This is a genomic window from Synechococcus sp. H55.10, assembly GCF_047502715.1.
Taxonomy (GTDB): domain Bacteria; phylum Cyanobacteriota; class Cyanobacteriia; order Thermostichales; family Thermostichaceae; genus Thermostichus.
This window is the reverse complement of record NZ_JANSJJ010000037.1, coordinates 25,293-52,054: the sequence shown is the minus strand read 5'-3', so window position 1 is coordinate 52,054 and position 26,762 is coordinate 25,293. Positions and strand designations below refer to the sequence as shown.

The 26,762-nt window shown below is 60.8% G+C and carries 19 protein-coding genes; 8 read left to right on the top strand and 11 right to left on the bottom strand.

The window, feature by feature from the left end; all coding sequences use genetic code 11:
- Positions 1 to 755 (top strand): hypothetical protein (locus NW858_RS03095; protein WP_414519745.1); only part of this gene is annotated, 755 nt, incomplete at its 5' end.
- Positions 756 to 879: 124 nt separating this feature from the next.
- The gene (locus tag NW858_RS03090) at positions 880 to 1,551 is read left to right on the top strand and encodes a DUF1614 domain-containing protein (RefSeq protein ID WP_414347316.1); all 672 of its coding nucleotides are present in this window, start codon (positions 880 to 882) and stop codon (positions 1,549 to 1,551) included.
- Here NW858_RS03090 and NW858_RS03085 read toward each other — a convergent pair.
- Positions 1,548 to 3,644 carry a caspase family protein gene (locus NW858_RS03085; RefSeq protein ID WP_414519742.1) on the bottom strand — a complete coding sequence of 699 codons (2,097 nt, stop codon included), beginning with the start codon at positions 3,642 to 3,644 and terminating at the stop codon, positions 1,548 to 1,550. The two genes, NW858_RS03090 and NW858_RS03085, sit on opposite strands and share 4 nt — an antisense overlap.
- Positions 3,645 to 3,906: 262 nt before the next feature.
- The gene (locus NW858_RS03080) at positions 3,907 to 4,785 is read right to left on the bottom strand and encodes a lysostaphin resistance A-like protein (RefSeq protein ID WP_414335634.1); all 879 of its coding nucleotides are present in this window, start codon (positions 4,783 to 4,785) and stop codon (positions 3,907 to 3,909) included.
- Positions 4,786 to 5,028: 243 nt separating this feature from the next.
- Between NW858_RS03080 and NW858_RS03075 the strand changes: the two genes are divergently transcribed.
- Complete coding sequence (locus NW858_RS03075) at positions 5,029 to 6,939, top strand: ABC1 kinase family protein (RefSeq protein ID WP_414335636.1); 1,911 nt, start codon at positions 5,029 to 5,031, stop codon at positions 6,937 to 6,939.
- Between the two features lie 11 nt (positions 6,940 to 6,950).
- Here NW858_RS03075 and NW858_RS03070 read toward each other — a convergent pair whose 3' ends face one another.
- Both NW858_RS03070 and NW858_RS03065 read right to left on the bottom strand, forming a co-directional pair.
- Positions 6,951 to 7,334 carry a hypothetical protein gene (locus NW858_RS03070; protein ID WP_414335638.1) on the bottom strand — a complete coding sequence of 128 codons (384 nt, stop codon included), beginning with the start codon at positions 7,332 to 7,334 and terminating at the stop codon, positions 6,951 to 6,953.
- Between the two features lie 364 nt (positions 7,335 to 7,698).
- Complete coding sequence (locus NW858_RS03065; protein WP_414335640.1) at positions 7,699 to 8,301, bottom strand: hypothetical protein; 603 nt, start codon at positions 8,299 to 8,301, stop codon at positions 7,699 to 7,701.
- A 243-nt stretch (positions 8,302 to 8,544) separates the two neighbouring features.
- Here NW858_RS03065 and NW858_RS03060 point away from each other — a divergent pair, with 243 nt between their 5' ends.
- The 4 genes from NW858_RS03060 to NW858_RS03045 all read left to right on the top strand — a co-directional run bounded on the left by NW858_RS03060 (position 8,545) and on the right by NW858_RS03045 (position 12,466).
- Positions 8,545 to 8,817 (top strand): DUF751 family protein, encoded by a 273-nt coding sequence (locus tag NW858_RS03060; RefSeq protein WP_414337221.1) that lies wholly within the window; start codon positions 8,545 to 8,547, stop codon positions 8,815 to 8,817.
- 11 nt (positions 8,818 to 8,828) lie between these two features.
- Positions 8,829 to 8,999: a PCP reductase family protein gene (locus tag NW858_RS03055; protein ID WP_414335643.1), complete on the top strand. Its 171-nt coding sequence runs from the start codon at positions 8,829 to 8,831 to the stop codon at positions 8,997 to 8,999.
- An 83-nt stretch (positions 9,000 to 9,082) separates the two neighbouring features.
- On the top strand, positions 9,083 to 10,600 hold the full coding sequence (locus NW858_RS03050; RefSeq protein ID WP_414347309.1) for a site-2 protease family protein: 1,518 nt from the start codon (positions 9,083 to 9,085) through the stop codon (positions 10,598 to 10,600).
- A gap of 42 nt (positions 10,601 to 10,642) precedes the next feature.
- Complete coding sequence (locus tag NW858_RS03045; protein ID WP_414519739.1) at positions 10,643 to 12,466, top strand: aspartate kinase; 1,824 nt, start codon at positions 10,643 to 10,645, stop codon at positions 12,464 to 12,466.
- Here the strand turns inward: NW858_RS03045 and NW858_RS03040 are convergent.
- The 7 genes from NW858_RS03040 to NW858_RS03010 all read right to left on the bottom strand — a co-directional run bounded on the left by NW858_RS03040 (position 12,463) and on the right by NW858_RS03010 (position 25,458).
- Positions 12,463 to 13,521, bottom strand: a complete 1,059-nt coding sequence (locus NW858_RS03040) for a Photosystem Q(B) protein 1 (protein WP_414519737.1) — start codon at positions 13,519 to 13,521, stop codon at positions 12,463 to 12,465. The two genes, NW858_RS03045 and NW858_RS03040, sit on opposite strands and share 4 nt — an antisense overlap.
- 335 nt (positions 13,522 to 13,856) lie before the next feature.
- Complete coding sequence (gene carB, locus NW858_RS03035) at positions 13,857 to 17,081, bottom strand: carbamoyl-phosphate synthase large subunit (RefSeq protein ID WP_414519735.1); 3,225 nt, start codon at positions 17,079 to 17,081, stop codon at positions 13,857 to 13,859.
- A 139-nt stretch (positions 17,082 to 17,220) separates the two neighbouring features.
- Entirely contained in the window at positions 17,221 to 19,827 is a 2,607-nt protein-coding gene (locus NW858_RS03030) for a DUF3536 domain-containing protein (RefSeq protein ID WP_414333503.1), read from the bottom strand.
- 228 nt (positions 19,828 to 20,055) lie between these two features.
- Positions 20,056 to 21,069 (bottom strand): phospho-N-acetylmuramoyl-pentapeptide-transferase, encoded by a 1,014-nt coding sequence (gene mraY, locus NW858_RS03025; RefSeq protein ID WP_414333544.1) that lies wholly within the window; start codon positions 21,067 to 21,069, stop codon positions 20,056 to 20,058.
- Between the two features lie 170 nt (positions 21,070 to 21,239).
- Entirely contained in the window at positions 21,240 to 23,615 is a 2,376-nt protein-coding gene (locus NW858_RS03020) for a phosphoketolase (RefSeq protein WP_414519732.1), read from the bottom strand.
- Between the two features lie 362 nt (positions 23,616 to 23,977).
- Positions 23,978 to 25,075, bottom strand: a complete 1,098-nt coding sequence (locus NW858_RS03015; protein WP_414519730.1) for a pentapeptide repeat-containing protein — start codon at positions 25,073 to 25,075, stop codon at positions 23,978 to 23,980.
- An 8-nt stretch (positions 25,076 to 25,083) separates the two neighbouring features.
- Positions 25,084 to 25,458, bottom strand: a complete 375-nt coding sequence (locus NW858_RS03010; protein WP_414333509.1) for a DUF1257 domain-containing protein — start codon at positions 25,456 to 25,458, stop codon at positions 25,084 to 25,086.
- A gap of 221 nt (positions 25,459 to 25,679) precedes the next feature.
- On the opposite strand from NW858_RS03010, the gene NW858_RS03005 reads away from it, so the two are divergent.
- On the top strand, positions 25,680 to 26,660 hold the full coding sequence (locus NW858_RS03005) for an alpha-ketoacid dehydrogenase subunit beta (protein ID WP_414333511.1): 981 nt from the start codon (positions 25,680 to 25,682) through the stop codon (positions 26,658 to 26,660).
- Positions 26,661 to 26,762: the final 102 nt, after the last annotated feature.

The following is a 26,762-nucleotide window of genomic DNA, read 5'->3' as shown; positions in this document are numbered from 1 at the left end:
GCTGGCAAATTGAGGAAGGCGAGAAAGAACTTTCTAGGCTGCGGGAAGAGCTTCAGCAAAGGAGCGGGCGGCTCCAAGAACTTGAGGCCCAGTTGGCCGAGCGGCGTCAGCTTTTGCAACAGCTCCAAGACAAAGATCGGCAAGTGCGAAGTCTCCAAGCAGAGATAGAGAGGCTGCGTGCGGAGCAGTTCCATGCAGACGCAGACGAGATTACAGAGCTGAGACTACAGCTTCAACAAAGGGATGAGGAAATAAAGACGCTGAAGACTGGCATAGAAGGTTATGAAAAGACTCTGTCTACAATTCTCCAGGGAAGAGGGCATTATACAAGGTACGAGCCGTCGGAAATAGATATAGTCTTGAAAATAACCGAGAAGGAGTTTTACCCACAAGAAGCTAAGAGTTTTATTTTAGAAATCCTGAGAGAGAAAATTAATAACGTACACGAAGGGAGCAGAGTCCAGCATATACTTAGAAACTTGGTTGAGAATAACGAAGCAAACGAGGGTGATGATCATCGTCGGAGAATTAGGGAATCTGTAGACAACTTGTCTTCAGACTATAATGGGTGGAGTGATTATTACAGAAAAAGGTTGGAAGAGCTTGGTTTTGAGGTCATCGCGGAAGATAATCATGTCAGGATTTGCTTTCACGGGGATAGACGCTACCAAATTAGCCTGTCCAAAACCCCTAGCGATCGGGAGGCCGGCCACAGCATTTCTCGGGATATCCGCAACACTATTTTTGGTCTCTAGACAATCTTGAGGCGCCTCAGGCAAATGATCTGTAGTTGCAAACCTAACTTCTTACTTGCCCTCTGAGGCCAAGAAAAGTTAGACGGAGTCCTGATAGGCTGGAGGAAAGCCTGGGATCCCTGCCATGTTCTACCTACCGTTCTCGCTGTTGCTGTTTTTCATGCTGGTGCTGCTGCTGCCCTTCCTCTGGCTGGGGCTAGCGGTGGACGTGGTGGCGCTGGCGGTGGGGAAGCTGGGGTTCTCGCGGGAGGGGGCGCTGTTGCTGCTGCTGGCCATCTTGGTGGGCAGCTCGGTCAATATTCCTCTCTACCGCGTCAAGTGCGAGGTAACCCTAGTAGAAGACCTGGCCAGCCTGTGGATGCGGCAATTTTGGGGGATCCCGTTGGCCAAGATCTCTCAGGAGACGGTGGTTGCCCTCAACGTGGGTGGAGGGCTGATCCCGGTGCTCTTGGCCCTGTACCAATTTGGGCGGGCTGATGGGCTGTTGATCCTGGCCGTAACGGCACTGGTAACGGTGGTTAGCTACTACGCTTCCCACGTGGTGCCCGGGATCGGCATTCAGATGAATCCTCTGATTGCCCCGGCCACGGCAGCCCTAGCCGCTCTATTCTGGGCTGGGGATCAGGCGCCGGCGGTGGCCTTTGCCGGCGGGGTTTTGGGCACGGTGATTGGAGCCGATCTGCTGCACCTGCCGGAAGTGTTGCGGCGCAATTGCTCGGGCATTCTCAGCATTGGCGGGGCCGGCGTTTTCGATGGCATTGCCCTCTGTGGCCTGTTTGCCCTGCTGCTGAGCTAGACCAGCAAATAGGTGAGGGAAAGGGTAACAGCCTGGCTGGGATCCAGCCAGCGCAGGTCGGGATCTCCTTCGGGCGGACGACGGGTCAGCTCTTCTAGCAGCATCTGCGTCCACTCCAGCGGTTTGCTGAGCAACATCGGCGAACGGGTTATCCCCTGCTGACGGACCATGGCTTTGAGGGCTTCCAAGCTGGCCGACAAGGGGCGAGTACTGGCCACAAACAATAGCTCGGTCAGCCCCTGGGCATGGCAGGTGAGCAGATCGGGATTGACGGCAGAGTGCGACTCACCGGCCACCTCAGGCAGGGGTGGCAAAGTCAGGCTGCCCTTGGCCTCTAGGCGCAGTGGCAGGGCAAAGTCCTCCTGGGGCACGGGAGCCAACAGGTGCAGTTGCCCGCTGGAATCGACCATCAACAGGTAGCCGAACAGATCCTGCTCGCCTTCGTTGCGCAGGGTGAGATGCAAGGGATCCCCGCGCATAAAGCGTAGTATGCCTGGCTCGGCAAGAGCAGAGGCCCCTTGGGCAAACCGTGGCGCCCGCAAGGGGGCTTTACTTCTGGTGGACAATTCCCCCACCACCGCCAGCGGCGAGATCGCGGCGTTGAGGGTAGTCCGCAGGCGCTTGGCTGCCAGCAGATGGGCCAGACGGGGCACCAGCCGCTGTACCGCCGTAGCTGCAGCTTCCCCAGCCGGCCCGCAGGAATTGAGCAGCAATTCTCGCCCCGGCCAAAAGAGGCTGTAGCCGTTGACTTCCAAAGGCTTGGGCAGAGCGTCTGCTTGAAAGGCGGCGGCCATTTCTGGGGTGATGCGCCCTAGCAGGCAATCCACCTGGCGCTCGCGCGGGTTAGCCGTCTCCATCCAGCTATGGCCGGCGATGGCGTTGGTCAGATCCACTTTTTCAACGCGACCCAAGTTGTCTTCCAGACCCACCAAAAGCTTGAGGCTGCTGGAGAGGCTGCGCAACTGCTCCCGCACCAGCGTGCCCACGGGGGGAAATTGACCTTCCCCGTTGGCTGGCTGCACCTGTGCCAACAGCCCGCTGCGAGAACGAATCAGCAGCGGCACCGACGAGGCGGTGGAAAGGGGAGCCAAAAGAGTACCCGGCTGCAGACCACCCAGCGCCGCCGGTGGGATCCCACCCAGCCACACCTGAGCCCGATTCCCCTTCACTTCCTGGATCACGCCGCTGACTGCCACCTGAGGGGGGGTGAGGAAGTAGGGCGGGATGCGTCGAGCCGTTTCTTTGCCCTCTAGGATGGGGCGCTGACAGGCAAACAGGCCCAGCTCCCGCCGGCTGGCCACTTGGTTGAAGGCCACCAGCAGGCGGGTGGCAGGTGTGCTTTCCCATAGGTACTGTGTCAGCAGATAGGTGAGTACTCCAGCGTAGAATCCTGGCCAAGCGGCTTCTGCTGCCAAGTCTTGGGGGGTGGTGGCGGCAATCAACAAGCCCTTGGGCGGAGACGGCCATACCCGCTGCAGTTCCGAGGAGTCTGAGGCGGCAGATCCTGCTCCTTTCCCGGCTGGGGGGCGGGAACGCAGTTGCAAATTGCCTCGCACCGACGGCGAGACATGGGTGAAGCCACAGTCCAACAAAGTGGTGATCTGGGCGGTACCCAAGCCTTCCAAAAGCCGGAAAAAGCTGTCTAGCTCCATCGCCGCCATTCCTTCAGAGCCAGACAACAGCAGCACCGGCTGCCACTGGCCTGGCGCCGATCCCGCCCGCCACTGGCCGTAGCCGCTGAACTGCACGACCACTGTTTCCGCCGCCTGACTTGAACCCCCCAAGTGCTCCGCAAAGGCCGCTTGGATCCCACTCGGCGTGGCGGCCCCATCGGTGAGGGTGAGAATCTCTGCCGGGTCAAAGCCAAAGCGATTCAGGAGCAGCTCCCGCTGCAGCTCCACATCGGTCACACAGCCCTGTAGCGCGGATCCCTCGCCGGGGTAGCGGTTGATGCCAATCAGAACAGCCAGCTTGCGGGAGCCAGCCGCCAAAGCTTGGCCATAGCGCTCAGCCTGACCCGCCAACCAGCCAGGGGAGAGGCCAAGGCTGGCAGCAACCAGGATCAATGTTTGCAGAAAAGACCGCCTTTCCATGTTGCCCCTCTGGGTTGACCCACTGGCCCAACGGCCACCCAATCGGCGAGCGAGCCACAGCTAAACTTTGCACGGGAATCTATTGCTGCCTATTTCAGGATATCCCTATCCCCGTGGCTTTTTCGCGGGATCGAGTAACAGTTTTCGGCGTTTTTTTTGCATTCCTTATCAAAGTCTCCGCCATTCTCACAGGAGACTCCACAGCAGCGCTCACCTGTCAGGCAAGGGGGAAATCAAGGTAGAAATGCACGGAGATCCACACTCAGCAGTTCAGGAAATAGGGCAAGCGAGCCCCACGCTTTGGCCAATGAAAGCGAACGAAAGGAACCAAAATGAACCCAGACACAACCAGACAAACCAGGCCGGAGTAGAGGTGAAAAACCCCGATCGGATCGGCTTGCTCCATTCCCTCGCCTGCCCAGGATCCCAGCGCCAAGGCTAGGAGATTGTTCAAGGCATGAGCCAGGACAGGCAAGCTGAGGGAGCGAGTTTGCAGGTAGAACAGGCCCATCACCAAGCCGAATACCGTCAGCCCGATCGGGTTGGGGTGCAGCAGGCCAAAGACAATGGAGGAAGCCAGCAGCCCCCTGGAGAGACCCCACTTGAGGCCCCAGCGGTGGAGCAAAATGCCGCGAAATAGCCACTCCTCCGTTATGGGGGCCACCACCACAATCGAGAGCCAGCGTAACCCTTGATACACCTGCGGCCAGGGCATTTCCCTATCCTTTTCCCCCAGCGAGTGGAGCATCGACTCCGCCAGCTCCGGTGCAGGCAGCGACACCAGGTAGAGCATCAACAAAGTTGTGCCCGTGGAGAGCACCACCAAAGCCAACACCACCCGCAGCAGGGATCCCCAGGGAACAGCAGCCCGCCAGTTGCCCCACAGCCGCCTCATCTGCAAATGGGCCTGCTGCCCCCGTCGCCAGCTCCAAATACAGGTGATGACGAAGGTAGAGCAATAGATAAGGTAGGCCAGCAGCGGGTCGTCCGAGGGGAGATGCAACAGTTTGGCCAAAGCGATAGCTCCCAAACCTACACCCAGGTTGATCAACACGAAGGCCAACAGCAGATGCCGCGCCTTGAGGGCTGCAAACCCAGTTAAACTCGGCTCAGCAGGCGGTAGCGTGCGGGATCCAGACACAAAGGCAGCTGTTGCAATTTTCCCATTCTAGTGACAGCTCACCCCCAGGTGAGCCGCTGTCAACTCCCCTCTCCCTTTTGGGGAGGAGCCGGGGGTGAGGGAAGCGGCGCAAAGCGCTTGGGGAGTGTCTTAACCTGATTTGCAATAACCATCCATCTGATGCAGCGAGCCGGTGGCTGCCTCCAAGAGTCGCTAGGTTGAGTCAGCAAGTTAAGATATGTTACGGGATCCGTTGGGGTTTCTATGGGCGTAACACTGTCAACACCAGCAGCGAGACAGCATAACTTGGGTTCCGCGGCGGCAGGTTCTCCGGCTTTGCCCATCCCGCCAGGGTCGGTTTCGCAGTCAAGCCTGCGCTACGACCCAGAGCAATTGGCCAGGCAATATCGGGGGCGCTGGGATCTGGTGCTGGGGCGTCTCTTTCAGTTGATCACCCCCTTTTTGGGCTTGTTGGCCTGGGTGTTTTGGGATCGCTGGCGAGGAGTGGAGCAGAAGCATCGCCCCCAACACGCGATTCGACTGCGGGAGATCCTCACGCAATTGGGGCCGACGGCCATCAAAATCGGCCAAGCCCTCTCCACCCGTCCCGATCTGGTTTCGCCCCTGTTTTTAGAGGAACTGGCCAAGCTTCAGGATGAGCTGCCCCCCTTCGAGAATGCCGTTGCTTTTGCCCTCATCGAGTCGGAGATCGGCCAACCCACAGACAAAATCTTTCGAGAAATCAGCCCCGAGCCGATTGCCGCCGCCAGCCTGGGGCAGGTTTACCAAGCCTATCTGCACACGGGCGAGAAAGTTGCCGTCAAGGTGCAGCGGCCCGATTTGATCGGGCGCATCTCCCTCGACATGTACATCATCCGCAGCCTGGCCGCCTGGGCCAAGCGCACCTTCCGCCGCATCCGCAGCGACTTGGTGGGCATTGTCGATGAATTCGCCGGGCGGCTGTACGAAGAGATGGACTACACCCAGGAAGGCCGCAACGCCGAGCGCTTCCTGGAGCTGTACCGCCACCCCTCCATCTACGCCCCCAAAATTTACTGGGAGTACACCCGCACCAAAGTGCTGACGATGGAGTGGATCGACGGCATCAAGCTGACCCAGCTCGACAAAATCACTGCCGCAGGGCTGGACGGGCGGCACCTGATCGAGATCGGGGTCAACTGCTCCCTTAAGCAGCTTTTGGAGCATGGCTTTTTCCACGCTGACCCCCACCCAGGCAACCTCTTGGCCATGTACGACGGGCGGCTGGCCTACATCGATTTCGGCATGATGAGCACCATCCAGCCCCACCAGCGCTACGGCCTGATCAAGGCCATTGTCCATTTGGTGAACCGGGATTTTGTCGCCTTGGCCCAGGACTACGTGGATCTGGAGTTTCTGGATCCCGACACGGATCTCACCCCCATCATCCCCGCTTTGGAGGCTGTCTTTGCCGAGGCCCTGGGCAGCTCCGTGGCCGAGCTGAATTTTAAAAGCATCACGGATAGGCTCTCGGGGGTGATGTACGATTTTCCCTTCCGCGTGCCCGCCTACTACGCCCTGATCATCCGCTCTTTGCTTACCCTGGAGGGGATCGCCATCGGCTTGGATCCCAACTTCAAAGTGTTGAGTGTGGCCTATCCCTATGTGGCCCAGCGCCTGCTCACCGACCCGGCCCCAGAGCTGCGCACCTCCCTGCGGGAGCTGCTGTTTAACCAAGGGCAATTTCGCTGGAACCGCCTGGAGAACCTGCTGCGCAACGCCGCCAACAGCGAAGATTTTGACCTGCAGGGATCCCTAGAAAAAGCCGTCGAGTTTATCTTTTCTGAGCGGGGGGCTTTCCTGCGGGAGCGCCTGGTGGATGTGCTGTTCTCCAGCTCAGGGAACGGCACCTCAGACGGCTTGGCTCATTTGCAGCGTCTGTGGGAACTCCTCAGCCGCAACCCGACCTTTCAGCCGCTGCAGCTTCTGCCCATCGTCGCCAAAGTGGCCGCCAAGCCGGAAGCCCAACAACTGGGCCGGCAATTGGCCTCCCGCTGGTTGCAACGCTCGGCAGCCCGCCTCATTCGGGACCTGCTGCTGCCGGATGTAGAAAAGCCCAGTTCACCCTCTTCCCGCAACGGGATCCCTGGGCCGTCAGCCTCTGAACGTACTGCTCAACTTCCCCTCACGGCCTAGCTCGGCTGCCTTCAGGGGGCAGTATCGCCTTGAGGGTTCACAGAGGTCAGAGCCAGGGCAATCCACTCGCGAAATTCATCGCGGCGGAAAACCTGGGGGCGAGAGCGGGGGCCAAAACGCATCAGGCTGGGCATGCCGTGCTCCTTAAGCCGAGACTGTAGCCAGGTGCCCACACCGGTTTTGCCATCGTTGGGCATTTCGGTTTGGAAGTCACTGTACATCAACAACAACTGGCTGCGAGATTGGAGCACGGCATTTTCTTGGATTAACTTCGGCAGAGAGAGGGCGGTGGCTGAACCTGCCTCTTTGCTGCCTTTGGCAGCTTCACGGCGACGGTCGCGCGGGCGTGGGTTGACACTTTCACGGCTCTTACGGGTTTTGGGTTCACTAGGCATAGAATCTCCTAAACGACAGAGTGGCTTCCCAACAAGGGTCAAAGCCGGAACTCGCAGGCCAAAGGCCGAGCCCGCTGTGAAAGTGGCCCGATGGGTACAGTTCTGGAGCAATCGCTGAAAAGAGTGCCACGTGCTCTTGGGTAAGCGAAGAAGAACTGCTCTAAGCCGGCGCAAAGGGCCAGGATCCCTTCAGCGCAACAGCAGTCTGCAGCGGGTCGAGTTCCTGCCAGCACATCCAAGACTTATCGTCGTCTTTCCTGTCGGAGGCCAGTTTGGCTACCACGAATCCGCAGGGCAGGCAAGCTTGGATGCTACCCCTATATTGACTTAAAAATGGACAAGTGGACAGTCCCCAGCCAAGAACTCAGGCCTGAAGATTTTGCCGCCCGTTGCGGATCACTCGCAACGATTCCAACAACCGCAACTCCAGGTCTTGCAAAACCTGATCCACGTAACGGTGGGCTTCCCGCTGCAGGCGCTCTGATTCCTGCAGTGTCTGCCGCCGCACTTCCTCGCTCTGTTGATAGGTTTGTTGCAACAACTGCTCCGCCTGGGCTTGGGCTTGCCGCAGGATGGTCGATTCGTTGAGAAGCTGCTCGGCTCTGCGTTGGGCCATGGCTACGATTTCTTGGGCATAGCGATTGGCCTCGGCCAAAATCCGATCCCGCTGGCGCAGCAATTCTTCCGCTTCCTCTAGGGCTGTTGGCAAGTTGAGGCGGATAAAGTCCAACTGCTCCAAAATGCTTTCTTCTTCAATGAGCGTGCGAGACCAGAACAGGCGAGGGCTGCTGAGAATGGCCGCTTCCAGTTGATCCAAGGCTTCCTGGACACGCATCAACGCCAGGGTCTGATCCCCAAACGGTACGCCGGCACGATTGGAAGCATCAGAGGGCAATTCTCGCATCAGTCCAGAAGAGGGTGGCCGCGCTGAGCAAAAGGGCAAAGCAGGCAGGATAACGCCTACCATATCAGGTTCTCGGTTTCCTGAATCTACGCGGTCTCCCCTAGGCTCCAACCACTCCCTGTCAAATGGATGTTCTTTCTGATATGCGGAAATGATAGGCTTTCCCCTTGCGGAGGGGGTGAACCAAACGGCGTGGGTGGGTGGTTAACCGCTCAAAAAACCCAGTAGTCTGGCGACTGAGACCCAAGCTTCAGGCGAGGGAGTGTGTCAACGACAGCTATCTGTGGCACACTGAGGAAAAAGGAGTTGGGCTTCGAGCCGCTCATGCCACAACCGCAGCCTCCCCGCAGACTGGAAGACCAATTTGTGGAGAATGTCTCCCGTTACCCCACTTACTTCGTTACCGTTTTGCTGGGGGGGATCTGGGCTGGCCTCCAGCCTTTTGTTGGTTTGTATCGCAAAAGTCCGGCGGCGGCGGCCCTGGTTACACTGGGATCCCTGCTGTTGCTGCTGTTTGTCTATTTCACCCTGCGAGGCATGACAGGGCACACTCTCCTGCCGGCGTGGATGTTGCGTTGAGGGCATGGGGGATGGACGAAGCGATAGAGTGGACGCCAGAAGCAGAGGCGCGCCTTAAAGAAATCCCCTTCTTTGTGCGTCCGGCTGCCCGTAGGAAGATTGAACAGTTTGCCCGCGAAGCCGGGATCCAGAAGATCACGGTGGCAGTTTACGAGCAGGCCAAGCAAAAGTTTGGCTCTTGAGGGATCCCTCCTGCTGGCCATAGCAGGGAGATTGGGTTTGCCGCTAGCTTGGTAGAGGCGTTCTCCTCTGTTTTTTGCAACTCATGGCAGATTGGATCCTGTTGGCACTGGTGGGTTCTGCAACCTACCTGCTGCTGCAAAAAAGTGTGGCCCGCCTCTCCAAGGTGCCGTGGCGGATCCTGTGGCTGGTGATGATGCTGCCCCCCTTGGTTTGGGTGCTGGGGCGGCAGGTGCTTCAGTACGAAGTGCCCCCGTTGCTGATGTTGGTGCTCTTTCTCACCTCTTACTTTATCAGCATGACCTTGGTGCGGCGAGGGGGCATTCGACCCACAGACCCCCGGCCTGAGGCGCCAGAAGGGGATCCTTCTCTGGCTGCAGAATCTGAGCCGGAGGAAGAGGAAGAAGACAGCGCCGCCGATCCGGTCTCGCTGGCTCTTGCCCACACCCCCATTTCCGAAGTGCCGCGGGAAAAGCTCAACCACTGCTTCCCCTGGAACGTTTTTTATTTGCAAAACGTGGAGTACCGTCCCCAGGCGATTATCTGCCGGGGCAATTTGCGGGCGGATCCCACCGAAGCCTATGAGCGGGTACAGCGCAATGTAGAAAACACTTTTGGCAAACGCTTCTTGGTGGTGCTGCAGGAGGGGTTTGCCGGCAAGCCTTTTTTTGCCCTGGTGCCCAACCCGGCGGCGCGGCGCTCTCTGGCGGATGGTCGAGAGTTGCCTGTGCTGGCTCTGGGGCTATTGCTGTTCACCTTCTGGACCACCCTGAGTGCTGGGGCCCAGGCGGCTGGGGTCAGCCCTGACCGGCTGCTGCATCTGCCCTCGCTGATGAAGGGGCTGCCCTATGCGGTGGGGATCCTGGCCATTCTGGGATCCCATGAGTGGATGCGCTATTGGGTGGCCCGCCGCCATGGCATCAAAACCTCGCTGCCCTACTTCATCCCGGTGCCCTTTGTGTTGGGGACTTTTGGGGCGTTTATCCAGTTGAAAGAGCCGGTGCCCAACCGCAAGGTGCTGTTTGATATTGCCGTTGCCGGGCCGCTGGCAGGCAGCCTGGTCGCCTTAGTGATGCTGCTGCTGGGGCTGGTCTTTTCGGTGCCTGGGGATCCTCCGGCAGTGCCAGAGGGGCAGCCCACCCCGATCAGCTTCCATCGCATCGACCCACGCTTCTCGGTGCTGCTGGCAATTCTGGCTCGCCTGGTGCTGGGGGATCAGTTGCAGCCGGGGCAGGTGATCGATCTGCACCCGCTGGCCTTTGCCGGCTGGCTGGGCCTGGTGGTGGTTGCCTTTAACCTGGTGCCGGTGGGCCAACTGGATGGGGGGCACATTGTCCATGCGGTGTACGGGCAGCAGATGGGGGCCAATGTGGGGCGGGTAGCCCGCTGGCTGGTGCTGCTGCTGGCCCTGACGGTGCAGCCCTGGCTGTTGTTGTGGGCGCTGCTGCTGTTTGTCATCTCCAGCGCCGACGAGCCGGCCCTCAACGACGTCACTGAGCTGGATGAGGCTCGAGATTTGCTGGGGCTGGGGATGCTGACGCTGCTGGTGCTGATCCTGCTGCCGGTGCCGCCATTTTTGCAAAGCTGGCTCGGCCTGGCCTAGATCGAGGTAGGATCCAAACCGCCCCCGACCTCGTTTCCTTTCATGGAACCCAGCCTGATCGTCCAGAAATACGGCGGCACCTCCGTCGGCTCCATCGAGCGCATCCAAGCCGTGGCCCAGCGGGTAGCCCACACGGTGGATCAGGGGCAGCGGGTGGTGGTGGTCGTCTCGGCCATGGGCGACGAAACCGACCGCCTCGTGGAGCTGGCGGAGCAGATCTTGCAGGGATCCCCGACCACGCCGGCCCAGTTGCGGGAGTGGGACATGCTTCTTTCCACCGGCGAGCAGGTGAGCATTGCCCTGCTGGCCTTGGCGCTGCAGCGCTTGGGCTGCCCTGCCGTTTCGCTGACGGCGACCCAGGTGGGCATTGTCACCACCCGGGATCACAGCCGGGCCCGCATTTTGCACATCCACACCGACCGCCTCTGGCAGCACTTGGAGCGGGGGGAGGTGGTGGTGGTGGCCGGCTTTCAGGGCATCACCAGCCCGGCGGAGCTGGAGATCACCACCCTGGGGCGGGGGGGATCCGACACCACGGCGGTGGCCTTGGCGGTGGCTTTGGGGGCAGAGCTGTGCGAGATCTACACCGATGTGCCGGGGATCTTCACCACCGACCCGCGCAAGGTACCCGAGGCCAGGCTGTTGCCAGAGATTACCGCCGACGAGATGCTGGAGCTGGCCAGCCTGGGAGCGCAGGTGCTCCACCCCCGCTCGGTGGAGATTGCCCGCAACTACGGCGTCAAGCTGCGGGTGCGCTCCAGCCTGGAGCCGCTGCAAGCAGGATCCGAGGGCACCCTCATTCTTTCTCCTCCTCCCCGTCCTCGCCCCGCCGATAGCAGCATTGAGCTGGGCCGGGCAGTGGATACGGTGGAGCTGGATCGGGATCAGGCCAAGGTGGTGCTGGTGGGAGTGCCGGATCGTCCGGGCATTGCCGCCCAACTGTTCCAGGAAATTGCGGCAGCCGGGATCAACGTCGATTTAATCCTGCAGTCGCTCCACCTCAGTGCAGCCGAGGGATCCCCTACCAACGACATTGCCTTTACCGTCAGCCGGGCGCAGGCAGCCCAGGCGGCAGCCGTGGCGCGGCAGGTGGGCCAGGAGCTGGGGTGTAGGGAAGTCCTCGTCGAGGAGGCGGTGGCCAAGGTCAGCATTGCCGGGGTGGGGATGATGGGTCGCCCGGGCATTGCCGCCGAGATGTTTCGAGTGCTGGCGGAAGCCGGGATCAATCTCCAGATGATCTCCATGTCGGAGATCAAGGTGAGCTGTGTGGTGGCTGCCGAGCGGGCTGGGGAGGCCGCCCTGGCGCTGGGGGAGGCGTTTCAGGTGATTCCCCATTTGCATCGGGTCACGGCAGCCCCTGGCCGGGATCCCCTCCCCAGCGACCACCCGGTGCGGGGCGTTGCCCTGGATCTGAAGCAGTCGCGGCTGGGCATCCGCAAGGTGCCGGATCGTCCGGGGACGGCTGCCCATCTGTTCGGACGCCTGGCCGAGGCCGGGATTATCGTGGACACCATCATCCAAAGCCAGCGGGGCTACCACAACAGCATCCCCAGTAACGACATCGCCTTTACGGTGCCTCAGGACCAGGCCAGGGCGGCTGAGGCCGTGTGCCGGCAGGTGGCCGAGGAACTGCAGGCGGCGGGGGTCGAAGCCGACCACGACATCGCTAAGGTGAGCATCGTCGGTGCCGGGATGGAAATTTATCCCGGCGTGGCGGCGCACTTTTTTGCTGCCTTGGCCGACGCCGGGATCAACATCGAGATGATCGCCACCTCGGAGATCAAGGTAAGCTGCGTGGTGCGACAGGAGCAGGGAATCCACGCTCTGCAAGCTGCCCACCGCGCCTTTGAACTCGACCGAGCCTAGTCGGCTTTGGCTGCCAACAGCAGGGGGAAGTTGTGGGCGTTGGGGGCGTGCATGGCCTGGATCCCCAGGTTGGCGCGGTTGACCAGGTCGGCGTAGGTGGGGATGAACCGGCCCTGGCCGTCCAGGATGGACTGGTTGAAGTTAAAGCCGTTGAGGTTAAAGGCCATCATCCCAATGCCAATGGCTGCCGCCCAAATCCCTACGGTCGGCAGGGCCGCCATCCAGAAGTGAACGGAGCGGCTGTTGCGCCAGCCAAGGCCGGGGATCCCCAGCCGCCCCAAAAAGGCATAGTGGCCAGCCAGGAAGTTGTAGGTGACTTCTTCTTGGCCGAAGCGGTAGCCGGCATTGGCCGACTCCTCTTCCGAGGTCTCCCGGATCAGGCTAGACATCACTAGGGAGCCGTGTAGAGACGCCAGCAGGGCGCCGCCAAACACCCCGGCTACCCCCAGCCAACTGGTGGGGTGCATCAAGATGTTGTGTTCCGCCTGGAAGGCCAGCATGAAGTGGAAGGTGCCGGCAATCCCCAGCGGCAGCCCTTCCGAGAAGCTGCCCTGGCCAATGGGGTAGACCAAGAGCACCGCTGTAGCGGCAGCCGCCGGCGCAGAAAAGGCCACCGCAATCCAGGGGCGCATGCCCAGCCGGTAGCTCAACTCCCACTGCCGGCCAAGGTAGCACCACACCCCAATGAGAAAGTGGAGCACGATGAGCTGGTAGGGGCCGCCGTTGTAGAGCCACTCATCCAAAGAGGCGGCTTCCCAGATGGGGTAAAAGTGCAGGGCAATGGCAGCCGAGGTGGGCACCACCGCTGCAGAAATAAGGTTGTTGCCCCCCAACAAAGAGCCAATCACCGGCTCGCGGATCCCGTCCATATCCACCGGTGGCGCGGCAATGAAGGCAATTGCAAAACAAAAGGCTGCCGCCAACAACGTTGGGATCATCAATACGCCAAACCAGCCAATGTAAAGCCGGTTTTCGGTGCTGGTGATCCACTGACAAAAACTACTCCAACTCCACAGCCGCCGCGCAGCAGCGGAGCGACGAATGACCGTACTCATAGGCCAACTCCTAGAAAATTTCAGCAAAGCCCCCTCTCTCTTGGGTTTGCCGAACCGACGTCAGGAGAGCGCTCGACAAGGCCTGGCCTGAGGGAGCCTTCTTCCAAACTAGACAGTTTTCGGGATGCCGACAGGGATCCCTAACTTGCGCAGCCAGAATGTGAAACAAATTGATTTATCGATACAAATAGGCAAATCAGTGTTGCGATTTTGATGCTTCGGTCTCGGCTTTTCCTGAGCAGGCAAAGGCACTTTCTTCAGCCGAGAACTTCGGAGTTTCTTAAGGTGAAGGTCTTAAGAATTTCTTCAGAAAGGTAACCCAAGAAGGTTGAGAGCTATCGTCCAATTTCGGCGTGAAACTCCTGCAGGGACTTCACCTGCAGGGATCCCAACTGTAGAGCCCGGATGGCGGCGGCAGTGGCTTTGGCCCCGGCCAGAGTAGTAACCAAAGGGATCTTGTAGGCCAGGGCAGTGCGGCGGATCTTTTGGCCATCTTGCTGCGCCTCGACACCGGAAGGGGTGTTGACGAGGAGCTGAATCTGGTGGTTTTTGATGGCGTCGATGACGTGGGGCCGGCCCTCGTGCAGCTTGAGCACCTTCTCGACAGGGATTCCGTGCTCGGCCAGAACTTTTTGTGTGCCGGCAGTGGCCAGCAGACGAAAGCCCAGCTTGACAAACTCTTGGGCCACCGGGATCACGGCCTGCTTGTCGCGATCGTTAACGCTGATGAACACCGTGCCCCCTAGGGGCAGGTTTTGGCCGGCAGCCAGTTGCGCCTTGGCAAAGGCACGGCCAAAGTCGGTGTCAATCCCCATCACCTCGCCGGTAGAGCGCATCTCCGGCCCCAGCAGCGTGTCGGTACCAGGAAACTTGTGAAACGGCAGCACCGCCTCCTTGACAGCTACGTAGGGTGGGATCACCTCCTGGGTAAAGCCCAGCTCCGCCAGGGTTTTGCCGCTCATCACCTGGGCGGCATAATCGGCCAGGGGATGGCCAATGGCCTTGCTGACGAACGGCACGGTGCGGGAAGCGCGCGGGTTGGCCTCCAGGACGTAGACCTGCTCCTTCTGGACGGCGTATTGCACGTTAATGAGCCCCACCACCTTGAGAGCTTGGGCCAGCTTCACCGTCCAGTCGCGAATCACCTGCAGCACTTCGGGGCTGAGGGTGCGGCTGGGCAAGACGCAGGCGGAATCGCCCGAGTGGATCCCGGCCTGCTCGATGTGCTCTAGGATCCCGCCGATGGTTACAGCCCCGGTGCGGTCGGCAATGGCATCTACGTCCACCTCCACCGCGTCCTCCAAAAACTGATCCACCAGCACGGGACGGTCGGGATCCACCGCCACCGCCAGTTGCATGTAGCGCTGCAGGTCTTGATCCGAATAGACAATCTCCATGGCCCGTCCCCCCAGCACATAGCTGGGCCGCACCACCACCGGGTAGCCGATGCGGCGGGCAATTTCCAGGCTTTCTTCCACGCTGCGGGCAATGCCGTTGGCCGGTTGGCGAATATCCAGCTCCCGCAAGATGTGCTCGAAGCGCCCGCGATCCTCGGCTATGTCGATGGAGTCGGGGGAAGTGCCCCAGATGGGCGCCTGGGCTGCTGCCAGCCCCTGGGCCAGTTTCAGGGGGGTTTGGCCGCCAAACTGCACGATCAAGCCCACCGGCTGCTCAGCTTCGACCAGGTTCATCACCTCTTCGTGAGTGAGGGGCTCAAAGTAGAGGCGATCGGCGGTGTCGTAGTCGGTGGAAACCGTCTCGGGGTTGGAGTTGACCATGATGGTCTCATATCCGAGGCGGCTGAGGGCAAAGGCAGCATGGCAGCAGCAGTAGTCGAATTCGATCCCTTGGCCGATGCGGTTGGGGCCGCCCCCCAGGATCATCACCTTCGGCTTGGCGGTGGGGAAGGTCTCGGATTCGCTCTCGTAGGTGGAGTACTGGTAGGGGGTGGTCGCCTCGAACTCGGCAGCGCAGGTGTCCACCGTCTTGTAGGTGGGGATCACCCCCAGTTGCTTACGGCGATCCCGCACCTGAGCTTCGCTGGAGCCGGTCAGGTGGGCAATTTGTCGGTCGCTGAAGCCCATTTGCTTGAGGTGCCGCAGATCCTCAGCACTCAGGGATCCCGGCTCCCGCCCCTTGAGGGCTTGCTCCACTTCCACCAGCTCCTGCAGCTTGTCGATGAACCAGGGATCAATATGGGTAAGCTGGGCAATTTCCTGGGCCGAAAAACCCATGAGCAGGGCGGTGCGAATGGTCAAGAGGCGAAAGGGGTTGGGGGTGCGCAGGTTGGCCCGCACTTCCTCCGGCTTGGGGAAGACTTCTGGCCGGTCGCTGCCAAAGCCGGGGCGGTCGATCTCCAAAGAGCGCAGCGCCTTCTGGATGGACTCCTGGAAGGTGCGGCCAATGGCCATCGCCTCCCCCACCGACTTCATCTGGGTGGTCAAGACCGGCTCCGAACCGGGGAACTTCTCAAAGGCAAAGCGAGGGATCTTGGTGACCACGTAGTCGAGGGTGGGCTCGAAGCTGGCCGGAGTTTTGCGGGTGATGTCGTTGGGGAGCTCCGGCAGCGTGTAGCCCACAGCCAGCTTGGCAGCAATCTTGGCAATGGGGAAGCCGGTGGCCTTGCTGGCCAAAGCAGAAGAGCGGGAAACCCGCGGGTTCATCTCAATCACCCGCACTTCACCGTTGGCGGGGTTGACGGCAAACTGCACGTTGGATCCCCCCGTTTCCACCCCAATTTCGCGCATGATGGCGATGGCGTAGTCGCGCAGCCGCTGGTACTCCTTGTCGGTGAGGGTCTGGGCCGGGGCCACGGTGATGGAGTCGCCGGTGTGTACCCCCATGGGGTCGATGTTTTCAATCGAGCAGATGATCACCACGTTGTCCGCCAGATCCCGCATCACCTCCAGCTCAAACTCCTTCCAGCCAATCACCGACTCTTCCACCAGGATCTGGGAGACCGGGCTGGCCTCGAGGCCGGCGGCGCAGATCTCTTCAAATTCTTCTTGGTTGTAGGCCACGCCGCCGCCCGTGCCCCCTAGGGTATAGGCGGGGCGGATGATGAGGGGATAGCCGATCTCGTGGGCGATTTGCTTGGCTTCGGCCAGGCTGCGGGCCAACCCTGACCGCGGTACGGCCAGGCCAAGCCGCTGCATTGCCTGCTTAAACAGCTCCCGATCCTCGGCCTTTTCGATGGCCTCCCGCTTGGCCCCAATTAGTTCCACGCCGTACTGGTCTAGGATCCCGCGCCGGGCCAGTTCCACGGCCACATTTAAGGCCGTCTGTCCCCCCATGGTGGGGAGCAGGGCATCGGGGCGCTCCCGCTCGATGATCTGGGCCACGAAGTCCGCCGTCACCGGCTCGATGTAGACGCGATCCGCCATACTGGGATCCGTCATGATGGTGGCCGGGTTGGAGTTGACCAGGATCACCTCGTAGCCCTCCTCTCGCAAGGCTTTGCAGGCTTGGGTGCCGGAGTAGTCGAACTCGCAGGCTTGGCCAATGACGATCGGCCCCGCTCCAATGAGCAAGATCTTGTGAATGTCGGTACGGCGCGGCATGGGATCCCAGGGGTGGCAGAGTCAGCCTTCTATTGTAGGAGGTCACCTGCAGGTCAAGTTGCTCGTCGGGATCCCTCTTTTTTGGGATTGGCCCGGCTGGCTGCGCTCGCCAACAAAACAGGCAAGGCCGCTGTGCAACTCACTTGGCTCTGAACTCTTGGGGTTGTAGGTGCCGCAGCCAAGCGTTGACGTTGACCCGAATCCGTTGCCCAACCTGTAAGAGGCGGTGCAGATTTTCGGCGGAAATGTCGCGGCACTCTTCTGGGGGCCAAGCCGGGCAGCGGGGGCCGACCTGACGTTCCAGGGTCGCCAGGTAGAGCTCTTGGAGACGATCTAGATTAATGGGCAGGCGCAGATCCGCGGCCAATTGCAACCACTCTTCCAGGTTGTGGAGCTGTTCGCCAACAGTCTCCAGCTCAAAAGCGTGGGCAAGCTGCCACATCCCCCGCTGCAAGAGCCGATCCAGAACACGGGCTGCTTCTTCCCGCCGCAACTGACACCCCAACTGCTCCGCCTCACGGGCGATCGCCCGCAACTCCATCAGGTGATCCCGCTTGCCCTCTTCTATTTCCATCGCCCGCAAACTGTTCAACAGGCGCTGGTTGAGGGTGATCTGAGCTGCGGCCAACAATTCTTCCGGGATCGGCAGGCCATCGGCACGAAAAGCCATCAGGATCCCGTAATTGTCCAGGTAGGTTTGGCGATAGAGTTGGGCCAGGCGGTCTAGGGTATCTTGGGTAAGCCAGCGCATCATCTGCTGCCGGTCTTCGTCGTTCAGGGCGTTGAGGTCAAAGGTTTCCGGCCCAAACAGATCTTGCAGAGCCAGGATCATCTCCACCCGACTGGGGGATCCGGCCAGCAAGCGGGTTTTCAACTGTTCATAGCTGCGCCGCCCGGCAAACGGCCTAACGCCACATTGAAAGTCCCAGCCGCCGATGTGGAGCATGGCGTAGATCAGATCGTGCTCTTCGCGGGTGCTGGGAAAGGTAAGCTTCACCCGCCCGATGGCCAGTGTGGATCCCCCTATCGTCAGGCGCTCCTGATCCACTGGATCCAACCCATACCCTTGGGAGCGGGGGATGCCGTTAAAGAGAGACAGCATGGCGTGCTGGGCCACCAGCCGCTGTGGGCTGACCAGGGTGGGACGCACCAAGGCGCAGTAGACCCCCTTGCCGTCTTTGTAGAGGTCGAGGTTGCTGGGAGCCTTGCTCAGGCGGTTGAGGAACTCCTCTTCTAGGCTCACATCCGTCACGGCTGCCGCCAACTGGATAGCCCGTGCCGCATAGCGCAGGATCTGCACCCCTTCAGGACGGGATAGCTCCTCAAAAAACCAGCCACAACTGGTAAACATCAACTGGCTGTAGCGCTGCATCTCCAACAGGCGCAGCACCTGCACCTGATCTTCAGCCCTGAGGCGGTGGCTCTGATGCTCCCGCAAAAACGAATCGCAGCGCTCCCGATCCAAGATCACCTCAATGTAGTGATCCCGCGCCAGCCAGGGATCCCGCAGGTAGGCTCTGGCTTCCGTCTCGTAGATCTCGGCAAGCTGATCCCGCAGCCAGTTGAGGGCCTCCCGCAACGGTTGCCGCCAGCGTTGGTGCCACCCACCCACCGCTCCACAGCCACAGTCGCGCGACCAACGTCCTACCCCGTGGGCGCAGCTCCAGGCGGTGACCGGTTTCAGTTGCACCTCCCAAGTGGGGGGATGTTGGCTGAGAAAATGGCTGTAGTTGCCCACCTGCCAGCCCCGGCGAGGAAATTCCTCGCAAAAGGCATAGGCCAGCGTGCGCTCCACTCCGCGCTTGTGGTGGCCAAAAGTCTCGCCATCGGTGGCACAGTTGACCAGATAGGCTTCCCCCTCGGTGTCCGGGCGCAGAGCGGAACGGATCCGCTCCGCCAGCGACTGGGTGCTGTAAACGATATCCCCAAAGCCCAAGTCACGGGAAATGGGGCCGTCGAAAAAGAAAATATCCAAGTACCCCTCTCGGTCGGGGGTAAAGCAGCGGTAGGGCCGCCGGGGATCGATCTGGTTCTGGCTGACATCCATCCATTCCGTTTGCCCCAAAGGGCGAACGCGCTGCGCCTGGCTGGGGGCCAAAATGACGAAGCGGATCCCACAGTCGACCAAGGCTGTAACCGTCGCCGCGTCGATGGCGGTTTCCGCCAGCCACATACCTTGAGGATGGCGCCCAAAACGGTGTTGGAAATCGGCAATCCCCCAGCGGATCTGGGTGTACTTGTCGCGCTCGTTGGCCAGCGGCAGGATGACGTGGTTGTAGACTTGGGCGATGGCATTGCCATGCCCCTCCAGCCGCTCGGCGCTGAGACGGTCGCCGGCCAAAATGCGCTGGTAAACCTCAACGTCGTGCTCCTCCAGCCAAGAGAGGAGGGTGGGGCCGAAGTTAAAGCTCAGGAATTCATAGTTATTGACAATGCGCACCACCCGTCCCTGGTCATCCAGAACGCGGGCAAAGGCATTGGGCCGATAACACTCCGCCAGAATGCGCTCGTTCCAGTCGTGAAAGGGGCTGGCGCTGGGCTGACGCTGAATGCGGTTAAGCCAGGGATCCTCCCGCGGCGGCTGATAGAAATGGCCGTGTAACACCACGTAGGGAGCAGTTGCCCTTGGCCGCGCCGAGGCCCGATCGCCAGCCCCCGCCGAGAAGGGAGCTATCTGGGTCGGCGAGTCTCCATAGCCTGACTGTGCCGCTGGCCTGTCGGAATTCTTGGAGCCACTCGGCATCATAAGATCACACTCCTTAAGCTCCCCCCAACTTGGGTTACAGGGGGACGAGCTGTTAACTTAAATTCATATTCATACGTTACAGCGATCCCCGATCTGCGGCGGTGAATGTAAAAGATTCAGTTAGAAATTTGACAGGCAACAAACATCGGTCAGTAATCTTTGCGTTTTTCTCACAACAGAAGGGATCGCGGCTGGATCCCTTCCCTGAGCAGACCCAAGCTCGCCAACTTACATTGCCCAGTGCCACCAGCCCAGACCCACCAGCACCGCCGTGATGCCGTAGAGGCATCCCACCACCTGCACCTCTGACCAGCCGCCCAGCTCCAGATGGTGGTGCAAGGGCGACATGCGCAGCAGCCGTTTGCCTTGTCCGGTTTTGCGTTTGGTGTACTGGAAGTAGCCCACCTGCAGGATCACCGACAGGGCTTCTGCCACCAGCACTGCGCCCATCCAGGCCAGGGCCCAGAGCTGATCCCCCAACAGCGCCAGCCCTGCCAGAGCGCCCCCCAAGCCCAGGGAGCCGGTATCGCCCATAAATAGCCGCGCCCGGTGGTGGTTGTGCACCAGAAAGCCCAGACAGGCGCCGCTGAGAGCAAAGGCCAGCCCTGCCAACTCCGAATCCGCTGCTGTCAACCCAAGCCCCGCCAGGACAAGGGCCACCACCCCTGCCGCCAAGCCGTCCATGCCGTCGGCAAGGTTGACGGCGTTGTTGGTTCCCACCAACACAAACAAAGCCAGCGGCCAGAACAGCCAGCCCAGGGAGAGGGTGCCTATTCCCGGCAGGGTTAGAACGGTAGGGATCCCTTGCCAGGCCAGGTAGCCGCAAAAAACCAGCCCGATCCCCACCTGGAGCAAAAGCTTCGCTTTGGGGGGCAACCCCTTGTTGGAGCGCTGCCGGATGACCAGCCAATCGTCCAGCCAGCCGACCAAGCCATAGGCCAGCGCCAGCAGCGCCACCGCCAGCCACTGGGGATCCCAGCCGCTCCAGCTCCCGGCCACCAGCAGCCCCACAGGCAAAAAGCTGATCCCACCCATCGTCGGCGTGCCTGCTTTCTTATGGTGGGACGGGGGCCCCTCTTGGCGGATGACCTGCCCTGCCTTCCAGCGCCGCAAGGCAGGGAGGAGCAGGGATCCCAGCAAGGCCGAAGCCAACACGCTCAATCCAAAGGGGACGATCACCTGGGGCCGGATCCCGATCACCAGGGCCGAGAGGGCCAAGCCCAGAGTCAGGGAGAGCGCCATCCCACCCCAGTCCGCCTCTTCCAGATCGGGAAGCGTATCCGCATCCGTCCTTTCTGAACCCCTCACACCTTCAACCTCCAACACGCCACAACCGCTCAAAAAACTCCGGCAGGGGAGCCCAAGAAAACTCTATCCTGCCGGAAGCTCAGAGGTGAAGGGCCGGTGGGCGCCTAGTAGGGCCACTTCCAGTTGCGCACCTCCGGCAGATCCTCCCCATGTTCGCGGATGTACTGCTTGTGCTCGACGAGCTTATCCTGAATGATCTGCTTGATGTGGGCCCGCTCGTATTTGAAGCGCTCCACCCGGTCTAACACGTCATCCGCCAAGCTGAAGCGATCCACCTCGTTGAGGACGCACATGTCGAAGGGGGTGGTGGTGGTGCCTTCCTCCTTGTAGCCGCGCACGTGCAGGTTGTGGTGGTTGGGACGGCGGTAGGTGAGGCGGTGGATCAGCCAGGGGTAGCCGTGGAAGGCAAACACGATGGGCTTATCGGGCGTGAAGATACTGACGTAATCCACATCGCTGAGGCCGTGGGGGTGTTCGCTGGGCGGCTGCAACTTCATCAGGTTCACCACGTTCACCACCCGGATCTTGATGTCCGGCAGGTGCTGCCGCAAAAAGTCCGCCGCCGCTAGGGTTTCCATCGTCGGCACATCGCCGCAGCAGGCCATCACCACATCCGGCTCGGAGCCCTGGTCGTTGCTGGCCCACTCCCAGATCCCCAGGCCCTGGGTGCAGTGCTTGATGGCGGCATCCATGTCCAGATACTGCAGGGCCGGCTGTTTCCCTGCCACGATCACGTTGACGTAGTGGCGGCTGCGCAGGCAGTGGTCGGCCACCGAGAGCAGGGTGTTGGCATCCGGGGGCAGATAGACGCGGATGATTTCGGCTTTTTTGTTGACCACGTGATCCAAAAAGCCGGGATCCTGGTGGCTGAAGCCGTTGTGATCCTGCCGCCACACGTGGGAGGTGAGCAGGTAGTTGAGGGAGGGAATGGGCCGCCGCCAAGGGATGTGTCGGGTGGTTTTCAGCCACTTGGCGTGCTGGTTGAACATGGAGTCCACCAGGTGGATGAAGGCTTCGTAGCAGGAGAAGAAGCCGTGGCGGCCTGTCAACAGGTAGCCCTCCAGCCAGCCCTGACAGACGTGCTCGCTCAAGATCTCCATCACCCGCCCATCGGGGGAGAGGTGCTCGTCGTAGTCGTAGATAGGGGCCACCCAGGTGCGGTCGCTGGCCTCAAACACGGCGTTCAGACGGTTGGATGCAGTTTCGTCGGGGCCGAAGAGGCGGAAGTTGTGGGGGTTGAGCTTCATTACATCTCGCAAAAACTGTCCCAGCACCTTCGTGGCCTCGGCCTCCGTGGTGCCAGGGCGCGGGACGTCTACGGCGTAGTTGCGGAAGTCCGGCATTTTCAGCTCCCGCGTCAGCAGGCCGCCGTTGGCGTGGGGCAGGGCACCCATGCGTTTTTCCCCTTTGGGGGCCAGCTCTTGCAGCTCGGGCCGCAAACGGCCGTTTTCGTCGAAGAGCTCTTCTGGCTTGTAGCTGCGCATCCACTCTTCCAGGAGCTTGAGGTGCTCCGGGTTCTTGGCCAGATCCGCCAGCGGCACCTGGTGGGAGCGCCAGAAATCCTCTACTTTTTTGCCGTCCACCTCTTTGGGGCCCGTCCAGCCTTTGGGGGTGCGCAGGATGATCATCGGCCACTGCGGACGGGTAGGATCCCCTTTGCTGCGGGCGTGCTGCTGGATTTCTTGAATCTCGTGGATCACCGTGTCTAAAGTGGCGGCCATCAACTGGTGCATCTGGGCTGGCTCGGAGCCTTCGACAAAGTAGGGCTTGTAGCCATAGCCCACAAACAGGCTTTGCAGCTCTTCACGGCTGAGGCGGGCCAGGATCGTCGGGTTGGCGATCTTGTAGCCATTGAGGTGCAGAATCGGCAGCACCGCCCCGTCGTGGATGGGGTTGAGGAATTTGTTGGAGTGCCAAGAGGCGGCCAGGGGGCCGGTCTCGGCTTCTCCATCCCCGACTACACAGGCCACCAGCAGATCGGGGTTGTCGAAGGCTGCCCCAAAGGCGTGGGCCAGGGCATAGCCCAGCTCTCCCCCCTCATGGATGGAGCCGGGGGTTTCCGGGGCCACGTGGCTGGGTACGCCGCCGGGGAAGGAGAACTGCTTGAAGAGCTTGCGCATGCCCTCGGCGTCTTGGCTGATGTTGGGGTACACCTCGCTGTAGGTGCCCTCCAGGTACGTGTTGGCCACCAGAGCGGGGCCGCCATGGCCGGGGCCGGTGATGTAGAGGATGTTGAGGTTTTCCCGCTTGATGATGCGGTTGAGATGCACGTAGATAAAATTCAGCCCCGGTGTGGTGCCCCAGTGCCCCAGCAGGCGCGGCTTCACATGCTCCAGCTTGAGGGGTTCCCGCAGCAGCGGGTTGTCCATCAGGTAAATCTGCCCCACCGACAGGTAGTTGGCGGCCCGCCAGTAGGCGTCCATTTTGCACAGTTCGTCGTCGGTCAGCGGTTTTGTCGAGAGCTGTTCTGCCAAAACCATAGCCGTACCCCCCAGGTATCTCTACTCCCATGGTGAGCTAGGTTGGGGCGTAGGCTTGGGGATCTTGGGATTCCTTTGGATTTGGGAGATGGGGTGAGGGTTGACAAGGGCGGGCCTAGGTAGAGCTGCAGCATTTTGCCCATGACCATTAGATACTCTCCCTGAGGGGCACCCCTCACCCCCAACCCCTCTCCCAACCCTCACCCCCAACCCCTCTCCCTCAGGGAGAGGGGAGTTAGGGATCGATGTGACAAACCTATTGTTGAATAAGGCCATGGAGATTACCCAGCAGCGAGGAAGCGTTGAGCAAAAGTTGGCATCATCCGGCGTTGGGTTAGTCTTGCTCAAGCGGCAGGTATCTGTTACCACCACCAGGGCTTGAGGGGGGTGCCGTCGGGGAAGATCAGGCCGGCAATCCGGGATCCGCTGTGCTTGAGGCCCTCGATCTGGGCGCCTTCCAGGTTGGCCTGGGCGAGGTTGGCGCGGCTGACATCGGCCCGGCGCAGGTTGGCTCCCCGGAACTGGGCCTGACGCAGCTCGGCGCCGCTGAGATCGGCTCCTTCCAGGTCGGCATTTTGCAAGTTGGCCCCCCGCAGATCCGCCCGCTGCAGGTTGGCCCCCCGCAAGTCTGCTCCTTCCAGGTCAGATCCGCGCAGATCGACACGCTTCAGGTCGGCCCCCCGCAGCCGGATCTGGCGCAGCACCAGCCCCCTCAAGTCGGCCTTGCTCAGGTCTTGGCCACAGAGATCCTGCCCCTCTCCTCCCCAGTTCTGCAACTGCCAGATGTGGCGCAGCCGCTCCTCCAGGTGGGTCTCTTGGGAAAGCCGGGATCCCCGCAGGCTGGTGCCGCTGACTTTGGCCCCTCTCAAGTCGGCTCCCTCCAGATCGGCCCCCTGTAAGTCGGCTCCGCTCAGCTTGGCCCCTTGCAAATTGGCCTGGCGCAGATCCGCTTGCTGCAGTTGGGCGCCGTTGAAGTTGCAAAGGCGCAGGTTGGCCTTTCTCAAATTGGCTTCGTGGAAGTTAGCACCTCCCAGCCGTGCCTCTTGCAGATCCACTCCCTCCAAGTCGGCGTAGGTGAAGTCCCGCTCGCCGCGCCGATAGGCCACGATCACCCCTTGCGCTCCCCCCACCGGGCGAAAGGGGCTGTAGGCGCGACAGGCCCGCTCCGCCTCCGGCTGCCCTAGCTGCGACAACAAGCGCCAGGCCGCCAGGCGCACCGCCCAAGAGCTGTTGCCGGCCAGGGCCGCAATCAGCTCGGCCAGGCCCGCCGATCCGTACTCCAGCAACTGGGGCAACGTAGCCAGGCGCACCGCTTCGTCGCTGTGGGCAAGGCGCCGCCGCGCCCCCTCGATGCCTCCCAACACCAAAGCCTGGGCCGGGGCGGTCGCCGTTTGACCCCCCAACACCAGATCCCAAAGTCGTGGCCGGGTGCCACCGGAGAGCTGGGAGTTGCCGATCATGGGCCCGGCTATACCCAACGTCCCACCACGACGCGGATGGTGCCATCCTCCAACACTTCTTCGGCCTCAATGGCATAGCCCTGTTCCCGGGCCGAGCGCAGCAAGCTTTTGTGGGCGTAGCGCTGCAAAATCGGCTCCAAGAAGGTCTGGGGATCGATACCTGCTCCCCACAGATCGGTCACCAGCTCGTAGTGATCCCCGTTGCGGCGAAAGCCGATGTCGAAGCCATTTTGCTGACGGATCACCAAGTCGGCGCGGGTGCGATTCCACAGGTAGCCGCGCAAGCTGGCATCCCGCTGCACGGCGTAGCCCAGTTCCTTTAGGGTCTCTTCCAAGAGCTCGGCGTCCTTGATTTGCACTTGCAGAGTGGTGAAGTGAGACATGGCGGTTACAATCCTTTGCGGGATGGAGACGGGATCCTCCACTATAAAGTGCCCTTGCGGTTGTGGAAAAAATGTGAAAAAGCATCACGTGGATCCCTAACTCCTCCCCTGGACAAAGGAGTCGCGGAAGTGTCTCAATCGGGTTTGCAATGAGCCTATCTGTGGGCGGATCCCTGCCGGCAAAATGGTTTAATGGGAGTTTAGCCCTTCACTTGACCCCTATGGCTGAGACCTTTCTTTACAACGCCTTGCGTGCCGCCCTCGACGAAGAAATGGCCCGCGATTCCAATGTATTCGTGCTGGGAGAGGATGTCGGCCATTACGGCGGCTCCTACAAAGTCACCAAAGACCTGTATCGCAAGTATGGGGAGATGCGCCTGCTGGATACCCCCATTTGCGAGAACAGCTTCACCGGCCTGGCCATCGGGGCAGCCATGACCGGCTTGCGCCCGGTGGTGGAAGGGATGAACATGGGTTTTTTGCTCCTGGCCTTCAACCAAATCGCCAACAACGCCGGCATGCTGCGCTACACTTCCGGCGGCAACTTTAAGATCCCACTGGTCATCCGCGGGCCGGGCGGGGTGGGCCGCCAGTTGGGAGCCGAGCACTCGCAGCGGCTGGAGGCTTACTTTCAAGCGGTGCCCGGCCTCAAGATCGTGGCCTGTTCAACCCCTTACAATGCCAAGGGTTTGCTCAAGTCGGCCATCCGCGACGACAACCCCGTTCTCTTTTTCGAGCATGTGCTCCTGTACAACTTAAAAGAAGATCTGCCGGAGGAAGAGTATCTTTTGCCTCTGGATAAAGCCGAAATTGTCCGATCCGGGTCGGACGTTACCCTGCTCACCTACTCGCGCATGCGCCACCACGTGCTCAAGGCTGTGGATACTTTGGTGTTACAGGAGATCGATCCCGAGGTGATCGATTTGATTTCCCTCAAACCTCTGGATATGGAGACCATTGCTGCTTCGGTGCGCAAAACCCACCGGGTGGTCATCGTTGAAGAAGACATGAAAACAGGCGGCATTGGGGCGGAGCTGACCGCCCGCATCATGGAAGAATTGTTTGACGAGCTGGACGCGCCGGTGGTGCGGTTGGCCTCCCAGGACATTCCCACCCCCTACAACGGCACGCTGGAGGCAGCCACGATCGTGCAGCCGGCAGATATTGTGGCGGCGGTGGAGCGGCTCCTCTACGCTGATTAGAGCCCCTGGCATCAGACGTCGAAATCCTACTCCCAGCTCCGCAATCACCTGCAAAGTTCTCAGGGCAACCTTGCTAAGATTTCCATGGCAGGGATCCCAGGC

What these genes read in the sequence shown, in the direction of transcription:
- NW858_RS03045 (WP_414519739.1), top strand. Translation starts at nt 10,643, where the DNA reads ATGGAACCCAGCCTGATCGTCCAGAAATACGGCGGCACCTCCGTCGGC.
- NW858_RS03030 (WP_414333503.1), bottom strand. Translation starts at nt 19,827, where the DNA reads ATGATGCCGAGTGGCTCCAAGAATTCCGACAGGCCAGCGGCACAGTCA.
- NW858_RS03005 (WP_414333511.1), top strand. Translation starts at nt 25,680, where the DNA reads ATGGCTGAGACCTTTCTTTACAACGCCTTGCGTGCCGCCCTCGACGAA.
- NW858_RS03020 (WP_414519732.1), bottom strand. Translation starts at nt 23,615, where the DNA reads ATGGTTTTGGCAGAACAGCTCTCGACAAAACCGCTGACCGACGACGAA.
- NW858_RS03040 (WP_414519737.1), bottom strand. Translation starts at nt 13,521, where the DNA reads ATGAGTACGGTCATTCGTCGCTCCGCTGCTGCGCGGCGGCTGTGGAGT.
- NW858_RS03085 (WP_414519742.1), bottom strand. Translation starts at nt 3,644, where the DNA reads ATGGAAAGGCGGTCTTTTCTGCAAACATTGATCCTGGTTGCTGCCAGC.
- mraY (WP_414333544.1), bottom strand. Translation starts at nt 21,069, where the DNA reads ATGGCGCTCTCCCTGACTCTGGGCTTGGCCCTCTCGGCCCTGGTGATC.
- NW858_RS03090 (WP_414347316.1), top strand. Translation starts at nt 880, where the DNA reads ATGTTCTACCTACCGTTCTCGCTGTTGCTGTTTTTCATGCTGGTGCTG.
- NW858_RS03010 (WP_414333509.1), bottom strand. Translation starts at nt 25,458, where the DNA reads ATGTCTCACTTCACCACTCTGCAAGTGCAAATCAAGGACGCCGAGCTC.
- carB (WP_414519735.1), bottom strand. Translation starts at nt 17,081, where the DNA reads ATGCCGCGCCGTACCGACATTCACAAGATCTTGCTCATTGGAGCGGGG.
- NW858_RS03075 (WP_414335636.1), top strand. Translation starts at nt 5,029, where the DNA reads ATGGGCGTAACACTGTCAACACCAGCAGCGAGACAGCATAACTTGGGT.
- NW858_RS03070 (WP_414335638.1), bottom strand. Translation starts at nt 7,334, where the DNA reads ATGCCTAGTGAACCCAAAACCCGTAAGAGCCGTGAAAGTGTCAACCCA.
- NW858_RS03055 (WP_414335643.1), top strand. Translation starts at nt 8,829, where the DNA reads ATGGACGAAGCGATAGAGTGGACGCCAGAAGCAGAGGCGCGCCTTAAA.
- NW858_RS03050 (WP_414347309.1), top strand. Translation starts at nt 9,083, where the DNA reads ATGGCAGATTGGATCCTGTTGGCACTGGTGGGTTCTGCAACCTACCTG.
- NW858_RS03065 (WP_414335640.1), bottom strand. Translation starts at nt 8,301, where the DNA reads ATGGTAGGCGTTATCCTGCCTGCTTTGCCCTTTTGCTCAGCGCGGCCA.
- NW858_RS03015 (WP_414519730.1), bottom strand. Translation starts at nt 25,075, where the DNA reads ATGATCGGCAACTCCCAGCTCTCCGGTGGCACCCGGCCACGACTTTGG.